Origin of the sequence: Chromobacterium sp. S0633 (genome assembly GCF_024158805.1) — a bacterium.
In the GTDB taxonomy this organism is placed as follows: domain Bacteria; phylum Pseudomonadota; class Gammaproteobacteria; order Burkholderiales; family Chromobacteriaceae; genus Chromobacterium.
The window spans coordinates 1-24,373 of the sequence record NZ_JAMZGH010000055.1 but is presented as its reverse complement, the minus strand read 5'-3'; the positions used below and the strand labels follow the sequence as shown (position 1 = coordinate 24,373).

Here is a 24,373-nt window from a genome sequence, read left to right as displayed (position 1 = left end):
GCCCAGCGATTTTTGCAGCCCCGCCGGCGCGGGCGCGGCCGGCGGAGCGCTGCTGCGCGTGGCCGCGGCGAACAGGCGGCCGCGCAGATCGATGCGCGACGGGGTGCGCACGCGCCAGTCCACCGATATCTCGCACACCAGGGACGCCGCGCAGACGCTGCCGCTGCCCGGGTCCGTCGCGCGCAGATCGGCGGACAGGAACTGCACCGGCGAGAGGTCCGGCTGGCCCACGGTGATGGCCGCCGCCGCCCAGGGGCTCCAGATGCCGAAAATATTCTGGGTGGCCGCCGCATACGTCATGGCCACGCTGCCCGGATCATTGGGGACGGCGAGCGCGCCGTCGGTGGCGCTCTGGCGCGTCGGCTCCGGGTCGCGGTCGTTGCGCGCGCTGCCGATGGGGCGATGGCCGCCGGCCTGCGCGTGCTTTTGCAGCAGCGCCTCGGCCGCGCCGGGCGCGCCGTTGCGGCGCCGCGCCGCGGCGTAGCTGGCCACCGCGCTCAGCTGGTTCAAGGGAAAGCGCTCCCAGCTCGCCCGGATCGACGCCAGCCAGTCCCGGTCCGCCTGAGACGGCCGCAGATTGGCCTGGAAGTCCACCGCGAAATCCGCCGGCGTGGGCGCAGGCAAGGCCAGGCCCGGACGCGGCACCAGCGCGGCGAACTCCACCGGCCCCGACGCCCCGTCCAGCCCCTTGTCCCACAGGCCGGTGATCAGCCAGTCCCAATCGCTGCGGCTGGCGTCGCCAAACAGCTGGCTGCTGGCGAAGTTGATGGGCGGAATGTCCTCGTCCGCGTAGCCGGTGCCGTAGCCCAGCGTCACGGCCAGCAGCGGATCGGTCGACGCCGCCATCGCCAACAGTCCCACCGGCGACAGATCGGCCTTGCCCGGGTCCGTGGCGGGCATGGTTTCGCCAGCCGGGTTCTGCGGCGGATCGATGGTGAAGGTGAAGCGTTTGGCCGCCTGCTGATTGGGCGGCAGCGAGGCCACGTCATGCAGCATGGGCAGCAGTTCGATGGCGCTCTCGTCCACCAGCTTGGCCGGGTCCGGCAATTGCCACATCGGCGCCGGCGCGGCGTCCGGAAACGCCGGCCACCAGCCCAGCGGATTGACGCCGCGCTGGTAGCGGTCCACCGCCGCGTCCGGCGCCGGCATTTCCGCGCCCACCCTGCCCTGTTTGACGCCGTGGCGCTGGCCCAGCCCCGCCCAGTCCGCCTCCGCCACCGGCAGCCCCACTGTTTCCACCAGCTGCCAGCCTTCCACTTTTTCCAGTTCGTCGGCGTTGAGCCCGGTGGGCGCGTCGTAGCTGGAGACGTTGACCAGCATCAGCCCGGTGATCAGCGGCGCCTGAAACTCCAGGGTGTCGCTGCCGCCCGCGGCCAGGGTGCGGGACTGCACGGCCACGATGGCCTCCAGCACCGGCGGTCCGGCCAGCACGGCCACGCTGAGCATGCCGCCGGCGCTGGAATGCACGGTCAGCCGCGCCGAAGCCAGCGGCGCGTCGAACTGAATGATGCGGAACAGCGGCGGCAAGGCCAGTTCTTCATAGCCCACCGGATGCGGCTGGCCCAGCGGCGTGGCCGGACGGCGCCAAACCTTGAAGGGCTCGCTGGGCAGCCCGGCCGCGGGGCTGGTCTGCCAGCGCAGCAGCAGCGCGCGCCGTTTGGGCGGCACCATGGTCGCCGCGCCGATATTGGGGTTGACTCCGCCGCGCTGGCGCAGGAGGGCGGTGAAATCCACCAGGGCGCCTTGCGCGTTCAGGATCGCGGGGTCGTAGATACGGGTCGCCATCTCGGGGCTCCTCAGAACTCTTCCCACGGCGCATGCGCCAGCGGTTCGTCGACGATCACAAAATCGGTGGGCGCGGCGCCCGCGCCATCGAGATAAGCCGCCTTGAAGACCTTGCGCTCCAGCGCCAGGCGCAGCCGCTGACCGCGCGCGCCCGCGCCCAGGCGGATCAGCGCGCGCTGATTGCCCGGCGCCCACAGCGTCTGGCTCACGCCGACCGCATTGCCGGCCGCCGGGGTCAGATCCAGCCAGACTTGCTCGGTCATCTGCCAGCGTTTGCTGGGCGGCGTGTCGCCGCTGGGTTCCTCGCTGGGCAGCGGGCGGGTGCGGCGCATGGGCTCGGGGGCGTCTATCATCACCGCCACCGGCTGCGGCGTGGCCGCGGGGTTGGCCTGTTCCCAGAACACGACGACGCGCGGGTCCTTGGGCACCGGCATCGGCTCCAGCCCGGCGGCCATCATCGCCTGATCCAGCTCCGGCCCCTGCGGGTCCCGGCTGGCGAAGGCGGCGGTGGCGAAAATGCCCTGCATGGCCCCCGTCGGCGCGTAACGGTGCTCGGTCAGCACGCCCTGGAAGGCGGTGGCGAACGCGTCGAAGGTGGCGAAGGCGCCGGTTGAGAAATGCCGCCGCAGCACGCGCTCGCCCACGGCGTTCTTGGGCGCGCCCATGGGCACGGCTTCGATGTCCAGCACGTAGTCGGTGTAGGGTTCGAGCGGGATCGGGAGGGTCAGCTCGCTGTGGCGCGAGCGGTCGACATCGACCGGGATGCACGGCCCGAACTCGGCCAGCTTGTCCACCAGCGCGCCTTCGAACGGCGACATCACGCTCGCCTTCACATCGCCCAGCTTGGGCTGGATGCCGGCGCCGCCCCCGGCGGGATGGACGATGGGCACAGGATGCTCGATGCCCGGCACGTTCACCTGGGCGAACGAGGCGGCCTTCAGGCGCACGCGCAACTCCTTGCCGTAAGCCCCCCACAATTTGTCCACATCGTTGGTCCCGAACACCAGGCGCACGTGTTCCTCGCCAAAATAATGCGCTTCCCCGGCGGCCGGCAGCGTGCACAGCATCCACGGTTCCAGCGATTTGGGGCTGTTGGCGTCGGTGCGGAACCAGAAGTCCTGCGTCTGCGCGCCGCCGTCGGTTTCGTTGCCGGCTTTGTCGCGGGCGCGGATATGGACCGTGGTGCGCAGGTGGTACAGTTCGTCCGGCGCCAGCAAGGCCACGTCGCCGCTGGCGGCGCCCAGCAATTGCTCCAGCACGCCGCGGTTGCGCTGGGTCTGGCGTTGATCCCAGTCTTCGCGCGCGGCCTCTGCCCAGCGGGTGAACTCCAGCGCGGCCACATAGTACGGCCGCCCGCTCACCTCGCGTTTCTTGGCCGCGGCCGGGTCCTTCGCGTGCGGCACGCCGATCTCGATGCGGTCCAGCTTCTCCGCCTTGTCCAGGTGGATCAGATACGGCACATAGCCCTGCGCCTGCATCAGCTGGGATTGCAGCACCACGTGGGACACCGGGTCCACCCACGGCCCGTTGGCGTCCGTCCAGCGCGGCGGCAGGCCGAGCAGGCCAAGCGCGTCGGCGTTGCTCACCACGCGGCGGCCGATCTCGGCGCCGTTCACGTCCAACAGACGCAGCACCAGGCCGCGCGCCGGCGTGGGGTTGGGCGGCAGTTCGCGCCGGGTCAGCAACAGGATGCGGCCGTCGACGATGGCGCCGCAGCTCACCACGATCACATCGTCCAGCGGGCCTTGCTTGAAGCCGGCCTGCTCCAGTTGCGCGGCCACCTCCCCCGCGCGGCGCTTGTCGCCGAACACCACCGGCAGGCCGATGTCGTACAGCGGAGACGCCAGCAGACGGCTGTCGCAGCGGCGCGGCGGCACGGTGGCGGCGCCCGGCGCGGCGGCCGGCGGCGCCAGCGTGGCCAGGCCGGCGCTGATCTGCGTCAGCGCCGCGCGGTTGATGACGGTGCTGCTCGCCAGCTGGCGCACGGTGTCGGCAAACGCGACCGGGGCGACGTCGATGCGGTCGGTCCGGCGCAGCGCGATGGACGGCGCGGTGGCGGCTTCCAGCACCGCGCGCCCAACGGCGAGACGGCTGGCGAAACCCGACAGATTGAGCGGCGCGGCGACGCCCGCGGGCACGGTGGAGGACGGCAGTCCGGGCTTCTGGCGGCACGGCACTTGCGTGCCCGCGATGACGGCCGGCACGATGCCGCGCTGGCGGTCCAGCTGGCGCTGGCCGGTGCGCCAGCGTTCGCTCACCTCCAGCTCCAGGTCCGGCGCTTCCGAGCGCTTGGTCTTGTCCGGGTCCGGCCAGGCGATGCCGTCCACCTGCCAGCCGGTTTCCGACGGGCCGCTGGGCTCGTGCTCGAAGGTCCAGAGCACGGCGGCGGCGGGCGCGGCGTCATGGCAGACGGTGCCCCAGCGTTCGGTGATGTTTTCTTCCAGGAACTGGCTGCGCTCCAGCGCCTTGGGCGTGGGATTGGGCACCCAGTTCAGCAGGGACAGATTGGCGACGAGATTGCCTTCGGTGGGGTCGTTCAGCGTCCACCAGGTCGACGGCGTCGGCCCCGGGCCGATCGCGACGCCGCCGTCGGCGCGCGTCAGCTCCACGGCGGTCACGTCGTAACGGTAGGCGTAGTCGCCGCGCTTGACGAAGCCGTCGGCCGGCGCGCCGGGCGATCCGCCCGGCGTCTGGCCCAGAATCGTCAGCGCGTCGTCCACCGGGGTGGCCGACATCGTGATCACCGGAATGGCGTCTATGGGCACCACCGGCAAGGCCGGATTGTTGGCGGCCGGCTGCGCCGCGCCGCGCAGCGCGTCGCCGATTTTCGAATCAATGCCGCGGTCCACCCCGGTGCCCACCACCAGCGCGGGCGAACGGCTGACCAGGCTCACCGCCCGGACCAGCTCTGGCGCGGCCGGGATGATGGGGTTTTGCTCGCCGATGTGGAAATCGACGCAGCCCTTGATGCTGAAGAAGAACAGATCGATCTCGCCGCAGATCTCGCCGTCTATCCGCGAGATCTGCGAGCCGTCGGACTTGGTGCCGATCTGCACCGTCAGATCCGCCGACGCGCTGATGCTGATGATGAACAGGTGCAAGTCCCCGCGGACGTAGAGCAGGCCGCCCACGTAGAACGGGTCGAAGCCGAGCACCGCGTTGAAACCGGCGGTGGCGCGCAGATAAAGGTTGATCGAGGTGTTGCCCCAGGTGATGGACACCTCCAGGCCCACGGCCAAACCCACGCCCGATACCGCCGACAAGCCCTTGTACGCCGGGATGCCGTGCCCGGACACCATCACATAGCCCTGGCCGTCGAACACCTTGAGGATGTTGGCGTGGATGGGGCCCGGCAGCGGACGGTTCATGCTGTCGCTGCCCGGGAAGGTGCCCAGGTAGACGTGCCAGTCGCCGCCGTGATTGAGGTTGAAATACGCCTCGATCGGGATGGTGATCTGCACGATGGGGGTGATCTTGAAATCGATGGACAGCCCGATGGTCAGCGTGCCGCGGCCGAAGTCGAGATCGATCACGCACAGGAAGGTGCCTTCGGCGGTTTTGTCCTTGAGGTCCGGCAGCTTGGCCAGCAGATTGGCCTTGACCACCAGCAGCAGGCGCGGCCCCGGCAATTCCAGCAGGACCATCCCCTTGACGTTGAAGATGATGCCGCCTTCCATCGTGCCCAGGATGGCGCCCACGCCGAAGGCCCAATGGTCTATCTGCGGCTTCCACGCCTGAAGGTTGGTCGGATTGCCCTGAGCCCGGTCCTTGAGCCAGGTCAGCGCGGGCGTCAGCGAGGTGATGCCGTCCTCGTTGCGGGTGTAGTGCATGGCGAACAGGCCGAGGAAGCCGTAAATGCCGAAGCCGGACTGCGCCAGCGGTATCGCCACCGGCAGCTCCAGTTCCAGCGAGATCGCCACCGCCGTGGCCGGCCCGCCCAGGGCCGCCGGGATGTCGGACACCGCGATGCCCGCCGCCAGCCGCAGCTTGATGGGCACCAGCGATACGTCGATCTGCCCCTTGATCTCGAACGGGTTGGCGTTGATCTCCATATAGCCGCGCCCTTCTATGGTGCCCGGCACCTTCAGGCTGGCGGCGAAGGCGGTCAACTCCGGCGGACCCGCCGGGTCCACGGGAATGCGCACCCGCGCGCGCTCTATGGTGATCACGCCCAGGTTGACCGCGAAACCGAGGTCCACTTCGAAGGTCAGCGGGTTGGTCCGCGCGATGCGCGCGCCCAACACCTGGATGATCTGGCCCAGCGGGTCCGGCACGCGCACCGCGCCCGGCCCCGACAGGTCGATGGAATAGCCCTTGGACGAATCGAACATCGGCCGCAGCTGGAAGCGGTTGGCCGAGCCCGGCGGATAGCCCATCTGCAGGCCTATCGCCTTGTAGCGCACCGCCAGCGGCTTGTTGCGCGGAATCTCCAGCAGCTGGAAGCCGCCGATGGAGACATTGGCCGACACCGCCGTTTCCACGTCGAACAGCAGCGTGGAAACCCACTGCCCCGCTCGCGTCGTCACATGCAACTCGCCGCCGTACAACACCACGCGCTCCACATTGAACAGACCCAGCTCCGCCAGCGTGATGGGCAGCGCGAGCGCGGCCCCGGTCAGCACCAGGGCGCCGACGTCGCCGTCGGCCGGATTGGCGGGCGCGGTGGCGGCCAGCAGCGGCGTGAACACCGTGGTCATGCCCAGCACGTTGCGGCCGGTGCTGGGGGCTTGCAGCGGCTGGCCGGCCAGCTGCCCCGTCATCACCAAGCCGTCGCGGTCGTTGGGATCGGCGCCCAGGTAGAGCTTGACCTCGTCGGTCTGGCTGGCCGGATCGCGCTGGTAGAGGATCTGGTAATTGACGATGCCGTCCGACGGGTTCTGGCTGCCCAGGCCCTGGAAGGTGGGGATGTCGCCCTGGGCGACGCCGCCGTTGCGCAGCCGCTGTTCGGCCGCGGTTTCAAAATCGATCGACCCGCTCAATTCAATGGCGACGAACTGATCGCGCACGATGCGCACCTTGAGCGCGGCGGAGCGGAACCAGTCCGGCGGCGGCGGCGTGGCGGGCGCGGGATCCCGCGTGGGGATGGTGGGCGGCGGCGGCGGCGGGGCCGCCGGCCGCGTGGTGTCGCCCTGGGTGACGGTGCCCGGCAAGGCGATGGGCCCGAAGCCGCCGATGCTCGCCTTCCACCACAGATTGCGCGCGCCGGAATGCGTCTGCCAGTCCGCGGTCCAGGCCGGCGGCGGTTCCGCCGCGCCGATGTCGGGCGGGTCCAGCGTCAGCGTAAAGCTGGGGATGCGCAGATTGGCGTCCGGATTGGCCGCTTCCGCGCTCAGGATCTGCTGCAGCGCCCGCGCGCGGCGGCGCGAGAGCAGGTAGTTGTACTTGGCCTTGGCCACATTGCCTTCGAAGCTGGCCACGCCGGTCAGCGTCAGCGCGGCGGCGGAAATGCGTTTGAGCGCCGCGCGGTACTGCTGCATGAACGGCGTCGCCGGCGGCGTCCAGACGGCGCTGCCGCTCGGGTCCACCGCCGGCGAGCTGTTGGTGTTGTCGGGGATCAGCGCGTAGTCGGCCGGATCGCTGTCATTGGGGTGATCGAAGCGGTAGTAGCAGGTGATGCCGGTCACGGAGCCGCTGCTCAGCTCCGCGCGTATCGCCCGGGTTTGCCCGGCGGACACCGGGATCGTCACCGTGGCGCCGGGGCTCTGCGCCGCGCCGTCCACGGTCCAGGCCGTGGCCGGATTGGCCGGGTTGAGGCTGACGGTGACGGAGCTCGCGTCCTGACGGACGAGCAGCAGCTCGGGCGTGGTCTGCGGCTGCCCTTCCAGCGTGATGGAGGTGGTGCGCACCGTGGCCGGCTGGCCGGGCGCGGCGCCGGGCGCGGGCAGGCTCTGCGCGGCCTGCTCCCGCCGCGCGGTGATGGTGAGGGTGGCGCTTTTCTGCGGATTGGACGCGTCGGTGGCGGTGACGCCTATGCTCATGTCGGCGGCGCCGGACAGATCGATGTCGTGCACCAGACCGTTATGCGCGCCGCCGCCGAAGCTCGCCTGCCCGACATAGGGCGCGCGGCCCCCCGTGATGTCGATCACCATGCGCGTGTGCGCGGGCAAGGACGCCTCGGCGGTGTGCTCGCCGGTGCGGCGGATGCCGATGGCGGCGCCGTCCGGCGTGAAAAAGCGCGCCGACACATTGAGCTGGCCTGCGCCCTGGTTGATCACCATCAGCTCGAAATCGCCGGTCACGCCGCTGGATTGGCCGAAGCCGATCAGGAAGTTGCGCACCCCGGCGTCCACGGCGAAGTCCTGCATGCCGTTGGGGGCCACGAACAGGCGGATCTCCGGCAGATAAAGCCCGGTCCAGCTCTCGTCGAAGCCAAACTGGTCCAGCACCTCCGGCGGCGTGTAGCCGTCGGCCAGGTCCAGCGTGGCGGAGCGGAATCCGAAGCCCACCACCTGCCCGTCGCCGACGAAGGCATAGGGCGGCGTCATCGTGATCAGCTGCGCGGCGCCGATGTCGCCGGGATCGTCTATGCCGGTGACGCCCAGCGAGGCGATGGACACGTTCAGCGCCGCGGCGGCGTCGCTGCCTTGCGACAGGCGCAGCTTGATCTTGGGCAGGGTGAAGAAGACGTCGCTGCGCGAGGCGTCCGGCACCAGCAGGCCGTCGCTCTCCATCTTGGCCGGCTTGAGGAAGGGAGGCCGCAGCACGATGCCGGCCAGCACCAGGTCCAGCGTGAAGCCGGTGCCGGGATAGTCCGAGGGCGGCGCGTCGCCGGGAATCGGGTCCCAGGCGTTGAGCACGGCGCGCACCGGCGCGAAACCCGCGTCGCCGCCGGGAATGCCGCCCACGCCGTTGGCGATGATGGCGCCCGCCGCGCGCGGCACCGACAGGGCGAACTCGACGTGGGTGTCGGTGATGTCGAACCAGGGGTCGCGCCGGCCGGGCTGGCTGCGCGGGTGCCCTTCGGTATTGGACGCCTCTGCGCGCAGCGTGCCGCTGGACGGATCGAAGCTGATCTCGACATCGCCGGAGAAGCGCGCCACGCCGCGGATGACCGTGCCTTCCACGCCAAACGCCGTCTCGAAACTCTCGACATACAGGACGGACAGCACGGCATGCCAATCCGTGTTCTCGCCCTTGAGCAGATAGGGACGGAACAAATCCACGAGCGCAAGTTCGGTAACCATCAGAGCTCCCTTTCTTGAAAAGGAGTCAACGCGTCGGCGGGGCGCTAGAGACTGATCAGGAAAGCATAGGCCACTGTCAGCGGATATTCCATTAAGTTTGTAAATTCAATAGGATATGGTTTATGGAAAGCCTTTTGGCTGATTGAATGCGTCAACAAACCCGGCGGTAATTGACGGCTTCCGCCCGCCTGCGGGCCATCGACCGACCCGCCCCTTCACCGCGGCATGAGCGCCTGGCCACATGCGCGGCGTACCTGCCGATGCGGCTGGGGGCACGCGGTTGCTCCCGCCCTCCTTCCACCACAGGCCGGCAGATACGGCGCATGAGCGCTACGACAGACGCCGTTTGCCCAAGCCCGCCGACGCGGCCGCCATTGTCTATACCTGAGAGGAGTCCCGGCGCTTAAGTTGGCATAGCGTAAAGAAACCATTGAAAATGGGGAGTCCATGCTCAGTTCGTTTTTCATTGACGCTTACCAGTCCTATTTATTTCTACCGACCCAATATAATCTGTGGCTGGTGGCGCTGTCCTTGCTGGTCGCCGTTTTCACCTCTTGTCTGGCGCTGCAGATCGCCGGCCTGGCCCGCGAGGCCAGCGATCGCTGGCTGCGCCGGGTCGCCCTCGCCACCGGTTCTTGCGCCATGGGCGGCGGCATCTGGGCCATGCACTTTGTCGGCATGCTGGCTTTCAGCGTTTGCAGCACGGTCCAATACGCGCTGCTGCCCACTCTCTTGTCCATGCTTCCCGCCGTCGCCGCCTCGCTGATTGCCTTGCACTTGCTGTCTCAGCCCAAGATCGACGGCAGGCAGTTGCTGATCAGCGGAGTGCTGGTGGGGAGCGGCATCGGCACCATGCATTATTCCGGCATGGCGGCCATGCGGATGACGCCGCTGCTGCGTTACGACCCGCTGTGGTTCTCCGTTTCCATCCTGCTCGCCGTTTTGCTGAGCACCTTGTCGCTGTGGATACGCTTTGGCCTGGACAATAAAAAAATCGGCAAGGGGTGGATGACGCTGCTCAGCGGCGCGGTAATGGGGGTGGCCATTGCCGGCATGCATTATTTCGGCATGGAAGCCGCCCGCTTCATCGGCACGCCGGACCCGGCGTTCCGCAACGCCTTGGACAACAACGCCGGCTTGGCCGTCGCCATCGCCATCACGGTGCTCCTGCTTGGCAATATGGTCTTCGTCGGCAATGTGTTGCTGCGTTACCGCCCCTTGTACCTCAGAACGCAAAGCAATGAATTGAAGCTGCAAGCCACCTTCAACACCTCGCTGGACGGCATCATCACCATTGATGAAAAAGGCCGCATCTTGACGGCCAACCCGGCGGTGGAGCGCTTGTTTGGCTGGAAGGTCGACGAGTTGCTGGGCAAGAACATCAAGCTATTGATGCCGGAGCCGCATCACTCCAAACATGACCGTTTCCTCTCCGACTACAAGCAGACTCAGATTGCGAAGCTGATCGGCAGGGAGCGCGAGGAGATGGCGCTCAGGAAAGACGGCGTCCAGTTTCCCATCCGGCTATCGATAGGCAAGGTGTTGCTGCCCGATCAGGTGATCTACGTCGGTTTCATCGGCGACATCAGCGAACGCTACCGCATCCAGCAAGAGCTGGAGGACCGTGAAAAGCAGTTCCGCACGCTGATAGACAACATTCCCGGCGTCGCCTTTCGCAGCCACTGCCTGGAACCCTGGAAGACCATCTTCATCAGCGAGGACATCGAGAAGCTCTGCGGCTGGCCGGCCAAATCCTTTCTGGACGGCCGCATCCAGCTGCTGGACATCATCCATCCGGAGGACCGGGACAGGGTGCGCGAAACCATCCGCGCCGCCCTGGAGCAGCGGCAGCTCTATGTTCTCGAATATCGTTTGCTATGCCTGAACGAGGAGGAGCGCTGGGTGTTGGAGAGCGCTCGCGGCGTCTACGACGACGCCGGCGCGCCGCTGTTGATTGACGGGGTGATTCTGGATATTTCGGAGAAAAAGGCGGCGGAGTTCGCCTTGATCGAGGCCAAGAATCGCGCGCTGTCGGCGGTCAAATCCAAAAGCGCTTTCCTGGCCAATATGAGCCATGAGATCAGAACGCCGATGAACGCCATCATCGGCTACACCGATTTGCTGCAAGACACCGAGCTGGACGCTCAGCAAAAAAGCATGCTGAAAACCGTCAATCACTCCGCCAAAAGCTTGCTGGGCCTGCTCAACGATGTCCTCGACACCGCGAAGCTCGAACAAAACGCCCTGGAGCTGGAGGAAGCGCCCTTTTCATTGCGCGAGGTGGCGGAACACGTGATCGACATCCTGCGGCTGAGCGCCAGCAAAAAAGGCATCAGCTTGCAGCTGAAATACCCGGCCATTATCCAGCAGGCCTTTATCGGCGACGCTTTCCGGGTGCGGCAAATCTTGATGAACTTGGTTGGCAACGCCATCAAATTCACCGCTCAGGGCGGGGTTTGGCTGACGGTGCTGTCCGCGGGAGAAAACGTGGTCATCCTGATCCGCGACAGCGGCATCGGCATGAGCAAGGACACCTTGGCCAAATTGTTCGAACCCTTTTCCCAGGCGGACGCCTCCACCACCCGCCGCTTTGGCGGCACCGGCCTGGGCACCACCATCGCCTTGCAGCTGGCCCAGAAAATGGGCGGGCGGATCGAGGTGCAAAGCACCCCGGACAAAGGCTCCATCTTTCAGGTTTACCTCCCCTTGCGCCCGGCGCCGCCGGACGCCCTGTCCTGCCTGGAGCCTGCGGCGACGGAGCTCATGCCCAAGCCGCCGTCCCCCCTGAACATCCTGGTGGCCGATGACGATGCGATCAATCTGGACATCGTCACCATCCTGCTCAAAAAATACGGGCACCGCATCTATACCGCGTCCAATGGCAAAGAGGTCATCAACGCGTGGCAGCACCACGACATCGACCTCATCTTGATGGACATTCAGATGCCGGTGATGGACGGCATCACCGCCTGCAAGTTCATCCGTCAGGTGGACCCCGACAGCGACAAGCGCGCCACGCCCATTATCGCCTTGACCGCTGGAGCGTTTCAGGAGGACCGCGAGGCGGCCATGGCCGCCGGCATGGACGGCTTCATGACCAAGCCCATAGACGTCATCCGGCTGCAAGATGAAATCGAACGCGTGATGAAGCGCATGGCCGGCTAGCCGCCGGCGCTCCCAGCCGAGGGCGGCGGCATCGAACCCCTCGCGCCGTACGCGCATTCCGCCCCCTCCGCGTTTTTCTCCCTGCCCCGCTCCGCCTCGCCATAGTCCATTTATTGCGATAAAACCATATTTATTTAATGACATGTTCATTTTGTATTGATATGCTGTTCAGATATTTCTGCACATTGACGCAGACAAACCTCATGAGACAGCCACAGGGAGAAGTGTCATGGCGAACCCGTTCGACAATAAGGAAGGCGTTTTTTTCGCCCTGGTCAACGATGAGGGCCAGTACTCGCTCTGGCCCGAGTTCGCTCCGGTTCCGGAGGGTTGGCAAGCCTGTTTCGGCCCCTCCGACCGCCAGTCCTGTCTGGACCACATCGAACAAAACTGGATAGACATGCGGCCCGCCAGTCTGGCCCGCGCTCAGGACGCCTTGCTCTCCACCGGCTGATTCCCGCCCCGGCTCAAGGGGGCCATGCCGGGACGCGCCCGCTTTCAGGACAAAGCGCGGCGCCGCTCTCGCCATCTCGCGGCGGCGCGTTCGCCGCGCCTCCTACCCGCCATCCCGCTCCACACCGAAAAAAACGCCGCCCGGCCGCGCATGCGCGGAAGGTTGCGGCCTCACGCCCTGTTCCGCAAGCCATTCAAGGTGCGATATGAACGACAACGCCGTTTTCCCCTCCCGCAATCCGCACGCCGCGGCCGCCCCGGCTGAAACCTTCGCCGCCCTGTTCGCCCGAAGCGCGGCGGACCATCCCGACGCCATCGCGCTGCGACACGGCGCGCGCGCGCTCAGCTACCGCGAGCTGGACGATCAGGCCAACCGTCTGGCCCATTATCTGCGGGAACTGGGCATAGACCGCGAAACGCCGGTGGGGCTGTGCCTGGACCGCTCGCCCGAACAAATCATCGCCATGCTGGCCATTTTCAAGGCCGGCGGCGCTTATCTGCCGCTGGACCCCGATTACCCGCGGGAAAGGCTGGCCTATATTCTCAACGACGCCATGCCGGCCGCGCTGCTGACGCGGGCCGCGCTGACCGAACAACTGCCGGTCCACTGGGCGCGGGTGGTGGAACTGGACACCGAGCAGCCCACATGGCAGGCGCAGCCGGATCAGGCGCTTCCGCTTCACGATTTCCCGGACCAGCTGGCGTACCTGATCTACACCTCGGGCTCCACCGGCCAGCCCAAGGGCGTGGCGGTGACTCACCGCGGCATAGGCGCGCTGGCGCGCGCGCAGAGCCGCCGCTTCGGCATCGCCGCCGGCGCCCGCGTGCTGCAATTCGCGTCTTCCAGTTTCGACGCGGCCTTCTCCGAAGTCGCCATGACCTTGCTCTCCGGCGCCTGTCTGGTCACCGCGCCGGCGGCGGAATTGACGCCGGGCGCGGCGCTGGCGGACTTGCTCGCCCGCCAGAAAATCAGCCATCTGACCCTGCCTCCCAGCGCGCTGGCCCTCATGCCGGACGGCGGCATCCCGCAGGATTGCGGCCTGATCGTCGCCGGCGAGGCCTGCCCGGCGGCCCAGGTGCGGCGCTGGTCCGCCGGCCGGACCATGCTTAACGCCTACGGCCCCACCGAGGCCACCGTGTGCGCGACGATGAGCGGCCAGATGCGGGACGAGGCACCCGCCGACATCGGCGCGCCGCTGCCCGGCGTCCAGGCTTACGTGCTGGACGACGCCCTGCGGCCGCTGCCGCCGGGCGTCGAGGGCGAGCTGTATCTTGCCGGCGACGGGCTGGCCCGCGGCTATCTGGGCCGGCCGTCGCTGAGCGCCGAGCGCTTCGTCGCCAATCCCTTCGGCCCCGCCGGCAGCCGCTTGTACCGCAGCGGCGACCTGGCGCGGCTGCGCGCCGACGGCGCGCTGGACTACCTGGGACGGGCGGACGAACAGCTCAAGCTGCGCGGCTACCGCATCGAGCCCGGCGAGATCGAACACCTGCTGACCCAGCAAGCCGGCGTGAGCCAGGCCGTGGTCCGCCTGCGCGAAGACCTGCCCGGCATCAAGCAGTTGATCGCCTACGTCGTTTCCCGCGCCGGCCTGCAAGCCGACGGCGCGGCCTTGCGCGCGGCGCTGGCCGAGCAACTGCCGGATTACATGGTGCCGGCGGCGGTGGTGCCGCTGGAGCGCCTGCCGCTGACCCCCAACGGCAAGGTGGACAAACAGGCGCTGCCCGCGCCGGATTTCGAAAACGCCGACGCCGGCGAGGCGCGGGACTGGCTGGAGAAAACGCTGGCCAAGCTGTACGCGGAAGTGCTGGGGCTGTCCAGGGTGGGCCTGGGCCAGGGTTTCTTCGACCTGGGCGGCGACAGCATCAGCGCCATTCTGCTGGTCAGCCGCGCCCGCGCCCACGGCCTGCAATTCAGCCCGCAGGACGTGTTCGACCACCCCTGCATCGAGCGTCTGGCGCTCCGGGTCCGCCCGGTGGACGCCGACGCGGCGGCGGGTGAATTGCCGCCGTCCAGCGCCGCGGACCTGGAAAGCATCCGCGCCCGCTATCCGGCGGTCAGCGCGGTGCTGCCGCTGTCGCCTCTGCAGCGGGGCCTGCTGTTCCACCTGCTGTACGACGAAGGTCAAAGCGACGTCTATCTGATACAGATGGGCTTCCAGCTGGACGGCCCGCTGGACGCGGACAAGCTGCGCGCTGCCGCCGAAGGCTTGCTGCAACGCCATCACCATCTGCGCGCCGCCTTCTCCGCGGACGGGCTGGAGCAGCCGGCGCAAATCGTGCTGGAGCGCGTGGAGACGCCCTGGCGCGAGCTGGACCTGTCCGCGCATCAGGCCGATGAACAGCAGCGCGCCCTGGAACGGCTGCGCGCGGACGACTACGCCGCCGGCGTGGACCCGGCGCGCGCGCCGCTGCTGCGCTTTACCTTGGTCAAGCTGGACGCGGAGCGCCACCAGCTGCTGTGGAGCTTCCACCACCTGCTGTTCGACGGCTGGTCGGTGCCGGTGCTGCTGCGCGAACTGTTCGCCCTCTACCGCGGCGACGCGCTGCCGCCCGCCATTCCCTACCGCGATTACCTGGCCTGGCTGCACACCCGCGACCGCGACGCCGCCAAGCGCCAATGGATCAAGCATCTGGCCGGGCTGGAGCAGCCGGCGCGCCTGGCGCCCAACGCGCAAAAAAGCCGGCAGCTGCCGCGCAACCACAATGTGACGGCGGCCCCGGCGGTCTACGCCGCGCTGGAACGGCTGGCCCGCCGGCAAGGCCTCACCCTCAACACCTTGTTGCAAGCCGCCTGGGCCATTCTGCTCGCCCGCCTCTCCGCCTCAGACGACGTCGTTTTCGGCGTCACCGTCTCCGGACGCCCGCCGGAGCTCCCCGGCGTCGAGCGCATGGTCGGCCTGCTGATCAACACCGTCCCGCTGCGCCTGCGGCTGCAGCCCGAGGAAACCCTGACCGCCCTGCTGCAACGCTTGCAGGCCCAGCAGGCCGCGCTGATCGAGCATCAACACCTCAGCCTCGCCGAGATCCAGCAGGCGGCCGGCCTTGGCGATTTGTTCGACACCCTGCTGGTCTTTGAAAACTATCCGATCGCCGATGACGATCGCCGCGTGGACGACGCGCTGTCCATCGGCTATCTGGGCGGCCAGGGCGTGGACACCTCGCACTATCCGCTCAACCTGTGCGCCGTCCCCGGACCCGAGCTCGAGCTGCGCTTCGGCTACCGGCCCGACCTCTTCTCCGCCGACGCCGTCGACGGCATCGCCCGGCAGTTGCTGGAACTGCTGCGCCTGATCGCCGAACAGCCCGAGCTGCCGCTCGCCCGCATCCAGCCGGCCACGCCGGCCCAACAAAACGCGCTCGCCGCCTGGAACCGCACCGACGCCCCGCTACCCGCCGCCACCCTGACCCAGTTGCTGGAACGCCAGGCCGCGCTCAGCCCCGACGCCGAGGCGCTGCGCTTCGACGAGGCCGCCCTCAGCTACCGCCAGCTGCACCAACGCGCCAACCGCCTCGCCCGCCGCCTGCGCGCCGACGGCGTCGGCCCGGAAACCCTGGTCGCCGTCGCGCTGCCCCGCTCCATCGATCTGGTCGTGGCCCTGCTCGCCGTGCTCAAGGCCGGCGGCGCTTATCTGCCGCTCGATCTCGACTATCCGGCCGAACGCATCGCCTTCATGCTGGCCGACGCCCAGCCCGCCGTGGTCCTGTCCCGCTCCGAGCTGCTGGCCGGCCTGCCGGTCGAACGCGCACTGTGTCTGGACCAACTCGACGAGACCCTGTCCGATGCGCCACTGGAGCTCCCCGGCGACGACAGGCATCCGGCCTACGTCATCTACACCTCCGGCTCCACCGGCCGCCCCAAGGGCGCCGTCAACAGCCATCGCGCCATCGTCAACCGCCTATTGTGGATGCAGCACGCCTACCCGCTGGCCGACGACGACGTGGTGCTACAAAAAACCCCGTCCAGCTTCGACGTCTCGGTCTGGGAGTTCTTCTGGCCGCTGCTCGCCGGCGCCTCGCTGCTGCTGGCCCGGCCCGACGGCCATCGCGATCCCGTCTATCTGGCCGAGCTGATCCGCCGCCGCGGCGTCACCACCCTGCATTTCGTCCCGTCCATGCTGGACGCCTTCCTGCAGGAACCCGCCAGCGCCGGCTGCGCCAGCCTGCGCCGCGTGCTGTGCAGCGGCGAAGCCTTGCCCGCGCCGCTGCTGGCCCGCGCCGCCCAGACGCTGCCCTGCCCGCTGCATAATCTCTACGGCCCCACCGAGGCCGCCGTCGACGTCACCGCCTGGACTTGCGATCCGACGCGCGACAGCCGCTCGGTGCCCATCGGCCACCCGATCTGGAACACCCAGCTCTTCGTGCTCGACGCCATGCTGCGGCCGCTGCCGCCCGGCATCCCCGGCGAGCTGTACCTGGGCGGCGTCGGCCTGGCCCGCGGCTATCTGCGCCGTCCGGCGCTGACTGCCGAGCGCTTCGTCGCCCACCCCTTCGCCGCCGGACAGCGGCTCTACCGCACCGGCGACCGCGTCGTCCGCCGCGAGGACGGCGCGCTGGACTATCTGGGCCGCCTCGACCATCAGGTCAAGCTGCGCGGACTGCGCATCGAGCTGGGCGAAATCGAAGCCGCGCTGCTGGACCAGCCCGGCGTCGCCCAGGCCGTGGTCCTGATCCGCGAGGACGCGCCCGGGCAGCGCCGGCTGGTCGCCTACGCGGTGCCCGCCGCCGGCGCCCAGGCCGACGTCGCGCGCTGGCGCGACGCGCTGGCCGCCCGTCTGCCCGACTACATGGCGCCCGCCGCCTGGGTGCCGCTGGATGCGCTGCCGCTGACCCCCAACGGCAAGCTGGACCGTCGCGCCCTGCCGGCGCCGGAGCTGACGCTGGCCGAGCACCGCGAGCCGGTCACCGAAAAAGAAAAACTACTGGCCGAAGCCTTCGCCCAGACCCTGGGCCTGGAGCGCGTCGGTCTGGACGACAGCTTCTTCCATCTCGGCGGCGACAGCATCAGCTCCATCCAGCTGGTGAGCCTGGCCCGCAAGCGGGGCTTGGGCCTGACGCCGCGCCAGGTATTCGAACACCCCAGCGTCCGCGGCCTCGCCCAAGTTGCGGCCGAGGCCTCGGCCCTGGCCGTTGACACGCGCGCCGACGCGCCGCTGCTGCGGCTGGAGCCGGCCGAAATCGAGCGCCTGAGCCGACGCCGCCCCGGCCTCGCCGAATTGCTGCCGCTGACGCCGCTGCAGCAAGGCCTGCTGTTCCACGCGCTCTACGACCACTCCGCCGCCAACCCCTACGTGGTGCAGATGCGCATCGAGCTGGACGGCGCGCTGGACGGCGCCGCGCTGCGCCGCGCCGGCGAAGGCCTGCTGCGCCGCCACCCGCATCTGCTGGCCTCCTTCATTCACGAGGACACCCTGCAACCGATGCAGGCCTTGAGCCTGGACAGCGCCGCGCCGTGGCGGGAAGCCGATTTGTCGGCGCTCAGCGACGACGAGGCGCGCGCGCGGCTGGAAGACATGCAGACGGCCGATCATGGGGAGAGCATGCCGCCGGACCGCGGGCCGCTGCTGCGCTTCACCCTGATCCGGCTGGCGCCGGAGCGCCACCGCCTGCTCTGGACTTTCCACCACCTCTTGCTCGACGGCTGGTCCCTTCCCGTGCTGCTGGAAGAACTGTTCGCGCTCTACCGCCAGGGAGAATCGGCCGCGCTGCCGCCCGCGCCGGCCTACCGCGATTACCTGCTCTGGCTGTCCGGCCGCGATCAGGCCGCCGCTCGCCAGGCCTGGGGCCAATACCTGCGCGGCGTGGACGAGCCCACCCTGGTGGCGCCCGGCCTCCCCGCCGCGGAACGGCGGCCGGATCTGCACACCGCCGCGCTGACGGCGGAGCTCAGCGCCGCGCTGTCCGCCCAGGCGCGGCGTCGCGGGCTGACCCTCAACACCCTGGCCCAGGCCGCGTGGGGCCTGCTGCTGGCCCGCCTGACCGGCCGCGACGATCTGCTGTTCGGCATCACCGTGTCCGGACGGACCGCGCCGCTGGAAGACATCGCGCGGCTGCCCGGCCTGCTGATCAACACCGTGCCGCTGCGCCTGAAACTGGAACCGTCGGCCACGCTGGCCGGCTGGCTGGACGATCTGCAATCGCGCCAGGCCGCAATGATGGAGCATCAGCATCTCGGACTCGGCGACATCCAGCAGCTGACGGACATGGAGGAGTTGTTCGACACGCTGATGGTGTTCGAAAACTATCCGCAGCTCGACGCGCTGCGCCAAAGCCGCGCCGGAGACGGCCTGAGCGTGCGCCCCGTCGACGGTTTGGGCGGCGATGTGTCGCATTACCCGCTGGGCCTCTGCGTGGTGCCGGGAGAAAGGCTGGAGCTCCGGCTGGGCTGCCGCGCCGACGCCTTCCCGCCGGCCGCGGCCGAGCGCATTCTCGCCAGCCTGACGCGCCTGTTCCAGGCGCTGGCCGGCGATCTTGAGCGGCCGCTGGCCAGCCTGCGCTGGCTGGACGAGGCCGAGAGCCGCCAGCTGGACGGCTGGAACGCCACCACTCGCGCCACCGCGCCGGCGACGCTGCCCGAGCTGTTCCGCCGGCAGGCCCGGCTGACGCCGGACGCCGTCGCGGTCTGCGCCGGCGACGTTCGCCTGAGCTACCGCCAGCTGGATCTGCAATCCAACGCGCTGGCCCACCGCTTGCGCGCGGCCGGCGTGACCGTGGAAACGCCGGTGGCGCTGTGGCTGCGGCGCGGCCCGCTGCTGCCGGTGGCCATCCTCGGCGTGCTCAAGGCCGGCGGCTGCTATATCCCGCTGCACACCGCCCAGCCGGAAGAGCGGTGGGCCTGGACCCTGACCCAGTCGCGCGCCGCTTTGCTGCTGGCCGACGAGGCACCGGCGCCGGCCATGCTGCCGCCGGGCCTGCCGGTGCTGCGGATAGACGGTCCGTCCGACAGCGCCGAGCACCCGCCCCGCCTGGAGCTGACCCCCGACGCGCTGGCCTATGTGATGTACACCTCCGGCTCCACCGGCGTGCCCAAGGGCATAGCCGTCAGCCACGCCAACGTCAGGGATCTGGCGCTGGACCGCCGCTGGGAGGGCGCGTCCCAGAGCAAGGTGCTGCTGCACTCTCCGCATGCCTTCGACGCCTCCACCTACGAGCTGTGGACGCCCTTGCTGCACGGCGGCCAGGCGACGCTGGCGCCGCCGGGGGACAACGATATCGACTCGCTGGCGGACGTCCTGCGGCGGGAAAGCGTCACCGCGGCCTTCCTGACCACCGCGCTGTTCAACCTGCTGGCCGAGGAGCGGCCGGACTGCTTCGCCAGCCTGCGCACGCTGTGGACCGGCGGCGAAGCCGCCTCGCTGCGCGCCTTCCAGCGGGTGCGGGAGCGCCATCCGGAGCTGGAGCTGGTCCACGTCTACGGCCCCACCGAGACCACCACCTTCGCCACCTGCTGCCCGCTGCCGCGCGATCAGCCACTGGCTGCGCCGCTGCCGATAGGCGCGCCGATGGACAATACCCGCGCCTATGTGCTCGATTCCGCGCTGCGCCCGCTGCCCGTCGGCGCGCCCGGCGAACTCTACCTGGCCGGCAGCGGCCTGGCGCGCGGCTATCTGGATCAGCCGGCGCTCAGCGCCGAGCGCTTCGTGGCCAACCCCTTCGGCCCCGCCGGCAGCCGGCTCTACCGCAGCGGCGACCGGGCGCGCTGGCGCGCCGACGGCCAGCTGGAATTCCTCGGCCGCGCCGATCAACAAATCAAGCTGCGCGGCTTCCGCATCGAACTCGGCGAAATCGAGGCCAGGCTGCGCGAACACCCGGCCGTGTCCCAGGCGCGGGCGGTGCTGCGCGAGACGGACGGCGCGCCGCGCCAGCTGCTCGCCTATGTTGCGCTCCACCCCGGCGCCGACATAGCCCCGTCCGCGCTCAGACAAGCCCTGGCGGCGCAGCTGCCCGACTATATGGTGCCGGCCGCCGTCGTCGCGCTGGACGCGCTGCCGCTGACCCCCAACGGCAAGCTGGACCACCGCGCGCTGCCCGCGCCCGATTTCCAGGCTGGCGAGCGGCGGCCTCCGCGCAGCGACGCCGAACGCATCCTGGCCGGGCTCTACGCCGAGCTGCTGGGCCTGGACGAAGTCGGTCTGGACGACAGTTTCTTCGATCTCGGCGGCGACAGCATCGCCTCCATCCTGCTGGTCAGCCGCGCGCGGCGGCAAGGCTTGCTGCTCAGCCCGCGCGAGGTCTTCCTCCATCCTCGGGTGGAGGCGCTGGCCGCCGTCGCCCGGCCGGTCGTCGCCGTCGCGGCCGAGGACACCGCGGAGGGCCCGCTGCCGGCGACGCCCATCATCCGCTGGTGGCTGGCGCGCGGCGGCCCGCAAAGCGGCTTCTACCAATCCATGCTGTTGCAAACCCCCGCCGGATTGGAACAAGCCCATCTGCTGCAGGCGCTGCAAGCCTTGCTGGACAAACACGACGCGCTGCGGATGCGGCTGGACGCGGACAACGGCCTGAGCGTGCCGCCGATCGGCTCGACCTCGGCGCAGGACTGCCTGCGCCGCATCGCGGCGGACGCGCATCTGGAGATCCCGCCGGCCGACATCGCCGCCGCGGCGCGGCAGCTGGACCCCGCCGCCGGCGCCATGTTGCGGGCGCTGTGGCTGGACGCCGGCCCGGACGCGCCGGGCAGGCTGTGGCTGGGCATCCATCACCTGGCGGTGGACGGCGTTTCCTGGCGCATCCTGCTGCCCGACCTGGCCTCCGCCTGGCGCGAGGCCCGCGCCGGCCAAGCCATCCGGCTGGATCCGGTGGCCACTTCCTTCCGCCGCTGGGCGCTGCTGCTGAACGAGGACGCCGTCCGCGCCGCCCGCGTGGCCGAAGCGCCGATGTGGGCGGCCATCCAAGACCAGCCCGATCCGCCGCTATCGCCCTGCCCGCTGGACCCTGCGCTGGACACGGCCGGCGCCAGCCGGCGTCTGAGCGTGGCGCTGCCTTCCGCCGTGACCGCCGATCTGCTGACCCGGGTGCCGGCGCTGTTCCATGCCGGCATCAACGACGTGCTGCTCACCGGCTTCGCGCTGGCGGTGGCGCGCTGGCGGCATGGCCGGGGACGGGACGGCGGCTCCGCGGTGCGCCTGGAATTGGAAGGCCACGGCCGCGAGGAGCTGGGCGAGCATTGCGACCTCTCCCGCACCGTGGGCTGGTTCACCAGCCTGTTCCCCGTCTGCCTCGATCCCGGCGCGTCGGCCGCGGCCGCCCTGGACGACGACGCCGTGCTGGGCGCGGCGCTGAAGCGGGTCAAGGAGCAACTGCGCGCGCTGCCGGACCGGGGCCTGGGATACGGCCTGCTGCGCTATCTCAATCCGGAGACCGCCGCCCAACTGAGCGGCGCGGCGCCGGCGCAACTCGGCTTCAACTATCTGGGGCGCTTCTCCACGCCGGCCCGCGGCGACTGGATGCCGGCGCCGGAAGCGGCCGGGCTGGACGGAAACAGCGATTCTTCGACGCCGCAGACCCACGCCATCGAACTCAACGCCGCCACCCACGACGGCCCGGACGGCCCGGAACTGGTGGCCACCTGGCTGTGGGCCGGCCGCCTGTTCGACCGGCAGGAGATCGAGAAGCTGGCGGAGGACTGGTTCGACGCGCTGCGCGCCTTGGCCAGGCTGGGCCGCGCGCCGGACGCCGGCGGCAGCACCCCGTCCGACCACCCCCTGGCCGGCGGGCTGTCGCAGGAGGAGATAGACCTGATCGAAGCCGGCTTCTAAGAACCTGTTCAATGTCTGCTGCGCTTCAGCGATACGGCGTTGAAAACCAGCTCAAAATGCTCATGTACCACGTGTACATTCCGCTTTTTCGCTCGTTTTCGCCTTGTCTCGCCCTTGCTCGCGAGACTTTGAACAGGCTCTAAGAGCCTGTTCCAAATACTTTCCGGGGGCCGCCGACGGCGGCCGCCCATTGCGAGGTTCACGATGTCGAAGATCGCCGAAATCCTGCCGCTGTCGCCATTGCAGCAAGGATTGCTGTTTCACGCGCTGTACGACGAACGCGAGGTGGACGCCTATCATGTCCGCAACCGCTTCGAGCTGCGCGGCGTCCTGGACGCCGGCCGGCTCAGGCGCGCGGCGGAGGCGCTGCTGCAACGCCATCCCAATCTGCGCGCCGCCTTCGTCTACAAGGGGCTGGCGCAGCCGCGTCAGGTGGTGCCCCGCGAGTTCGAGCTGGATTGGCGCGAGGAAGATCTGTCCGGCCGGGACGCCGCTGCGCTGGACGCGCTGCTGGAGGCGGATCTGCGCCGCCGCTTCGATCCGGGCAAGCCGCCGCTGCTGCGCTTCATCCTGGTCAAGCTGGACGCGGAACGCCATCAACTGCTGTGGAGCTTCCACCACCTGCTGTTCGACGGCTGGTCCATGCCCATCCTGATGGACGAGCTGTTCGCGCTCTACCGCCAGGGAGAATCGGCCGCGCTGCCGCCGGCCGCGCCCTACCGCGATTATCTGGCCTGGCTGCAACAGCAGGACAAGGCCGCCGCCGCCCGCGCCTGGGCCGCCAGCCTGGACGCGCTGGACGAGCCGGCCAAACTGGGCGCCGCCGCCGCGGGGGAACGCCAGCTGATCCTGTCCCGTCAAACCGGAACCGCCCCGCTGCAGGCGCGGGCCCGCCAACTGGGCGTCACCCTCAACACCCTGCTGCAAGCGGCCTGGGCCATTCTGCTCGCCCGACTCAGCGCCGCCGACGACGTCGTCTTCGGCGTCACCGTCTCCGGACGCCCGCCGGAGCTGCCCGGCGTCGAGCGCATGGTCGGCCTGCTGATCAACACCGTCCCGCTGCGTCTGCGGCTGCGGCCCGAGGAAACCCTGGCCGCCCTGCTGCAACGCCTGCAGGCCCAGCAGGCCGCGCTGATCGAGCATCAGCACCTCAGCCTCGCCGAGATCCAGCAGGCGGCGGGAAGAACGGAGCTGTTCGACACTCTGCTGGTTTTCGAAAGCTATCCGGCGCTGCCCGGCGCGGCCGACGGCGAGGTGGCCGACGGCCTGGCCTTGATTCCGCTCGGCGGCGACGGCGCGGACACCTCCCACTACCCGCTCAGCCTGTGCGCCGTTCCCGGACCCGAACTCGAGCTGCGCTTCGGCTACCGGCCCGACCTCTTCTCCGCCGACGCCGTCGACGGCATCGCCCGGCAGTTGCTGGAGCTGCTGCGCCTGATCGCCGAGCAGCCCGAGCTGCCGCTCGCCCGCATCCCGCCGGCCACGCCGGCCCAACAAGACGCGCTGGCCGCCTGGAACCGCACCGACGCCGCGCTGCCCGCCGCCACCCTGACCCAGTTGCTGGAACGTCAGGCCGCGCTCAGCCCCGACGCCGAGGCGCTGCGCTTCGACGAGGCCGCCCTCAGCTACCGCCAGCTGCACCAGCGCGCCAACCGCCTCGCCCGCCGCCTGCGCGCCGACGGCGTCGGCCCGGAAACCCTGGTCGCCGTCGCGCTGCTCCGCTCCATCGATCTGGTCGTGGCCCTGCTCGCCGTGCTCAAGGCCGGCGGCGCTTATCTGCCGCTTGATCTCGACTACCCGCCCGAACGCATCGCCTTCATGCTGGCCGACGCCCAGCCCGCCGTGGTCATTTCTCGCTCCGAGCTGCTGGCCGGCCTGCCGGTCGAACACGCACTGTGCCTGGACCAACTGGACCAGACCCTGTCCGATGCGCCGCTGGAGCTCCCCGGCGACGACCGGCATCCGGCCTACGTCATCTACACCTCCGGCTCCACCGGCCGCCCCAAGGGCGCCGTCAACAGCCATCGCGCCATC

Annotated in this window: 6 protein-coding genes; 4 read left to right on the top strand and 2 right to left on the bottom strand. The window is 69.4% G+C overall.

Annotated features, from left to right (window positions below):
• On the bottom strand, positions 1–1,785 hold a 1,785-nt coding region (locus tag NK214_RS22310; RefSeq protein WP_253315563.1), incomplete at its 3' end, for a hypothetical protein.
• Positions 1,786–1,796: 11 nt separating this feature from the next.
• Positions 1,797–8,969 (bottom strand): hypothetical protein, encoded by a 7,173-nt coding sequence (locus tag NK214_RS22305; protein ID WP_253315562.1) that lies wholly within the window; start codon positions 8,967–8,969, stop codon positions 1,797–1,799.
• A gap of 447 nt (positions 8,970–9,416) precedes the next feature.
• Here NK214_RS22305 and NK214_RS22300 point away from each other — a divergent pair, with 447 nt between their 5' ends.
• The 4 genes from NK214_RS22300 to NK214_RS22285 all read left to right on the top strand — a co-directional run.
• Positions 9,417–12,134, top strand: coding sequence for an MHYT domain-containing protein (locus tag NK214_RS22300; RefSeq protein WP_235088356.1), 2,718 nt, complete (start codon positions 9,417–9,419; stop codon positions 12,132–12,134).
• A 229-nt stretch (positions 12,135–12,363) separates the two neighbouring features.
• Positions 12,364–12,588, top strand: coding sequence for an MbtH family protein (locus tag NK214_RS22295; protein ID WP_107798774.1), 225 nt, complete (start codon positions 12,364–12,366; stop codon positions 12,586–12,588).
• Between the two features lie 205 nt (positions 12,589–12,793).
• Positions 12,794–22,339 carry a non-ribosomal peptide synthetase gene (locus tag NK214_RS22290; protein ID WP_253315561.1) on the top strand — a complete coding sequence of 3,182 codons (9,546 nt, stop codon included), beginning with the start codon at positions 12,794–12,796 and terminating at the stop codon, positions 22,337–22,339.
• A 204-nt stretch (positions 22,340–22,543) separates the two neighbouring features.
• A partial coding sequence (locus NK214_RS22285; protein ID WP_253315560.1) for a condensation domain-containing protein occupies positions 22,544–24,373 on the top strand: 1,830 nt, incomplete at its 3' end.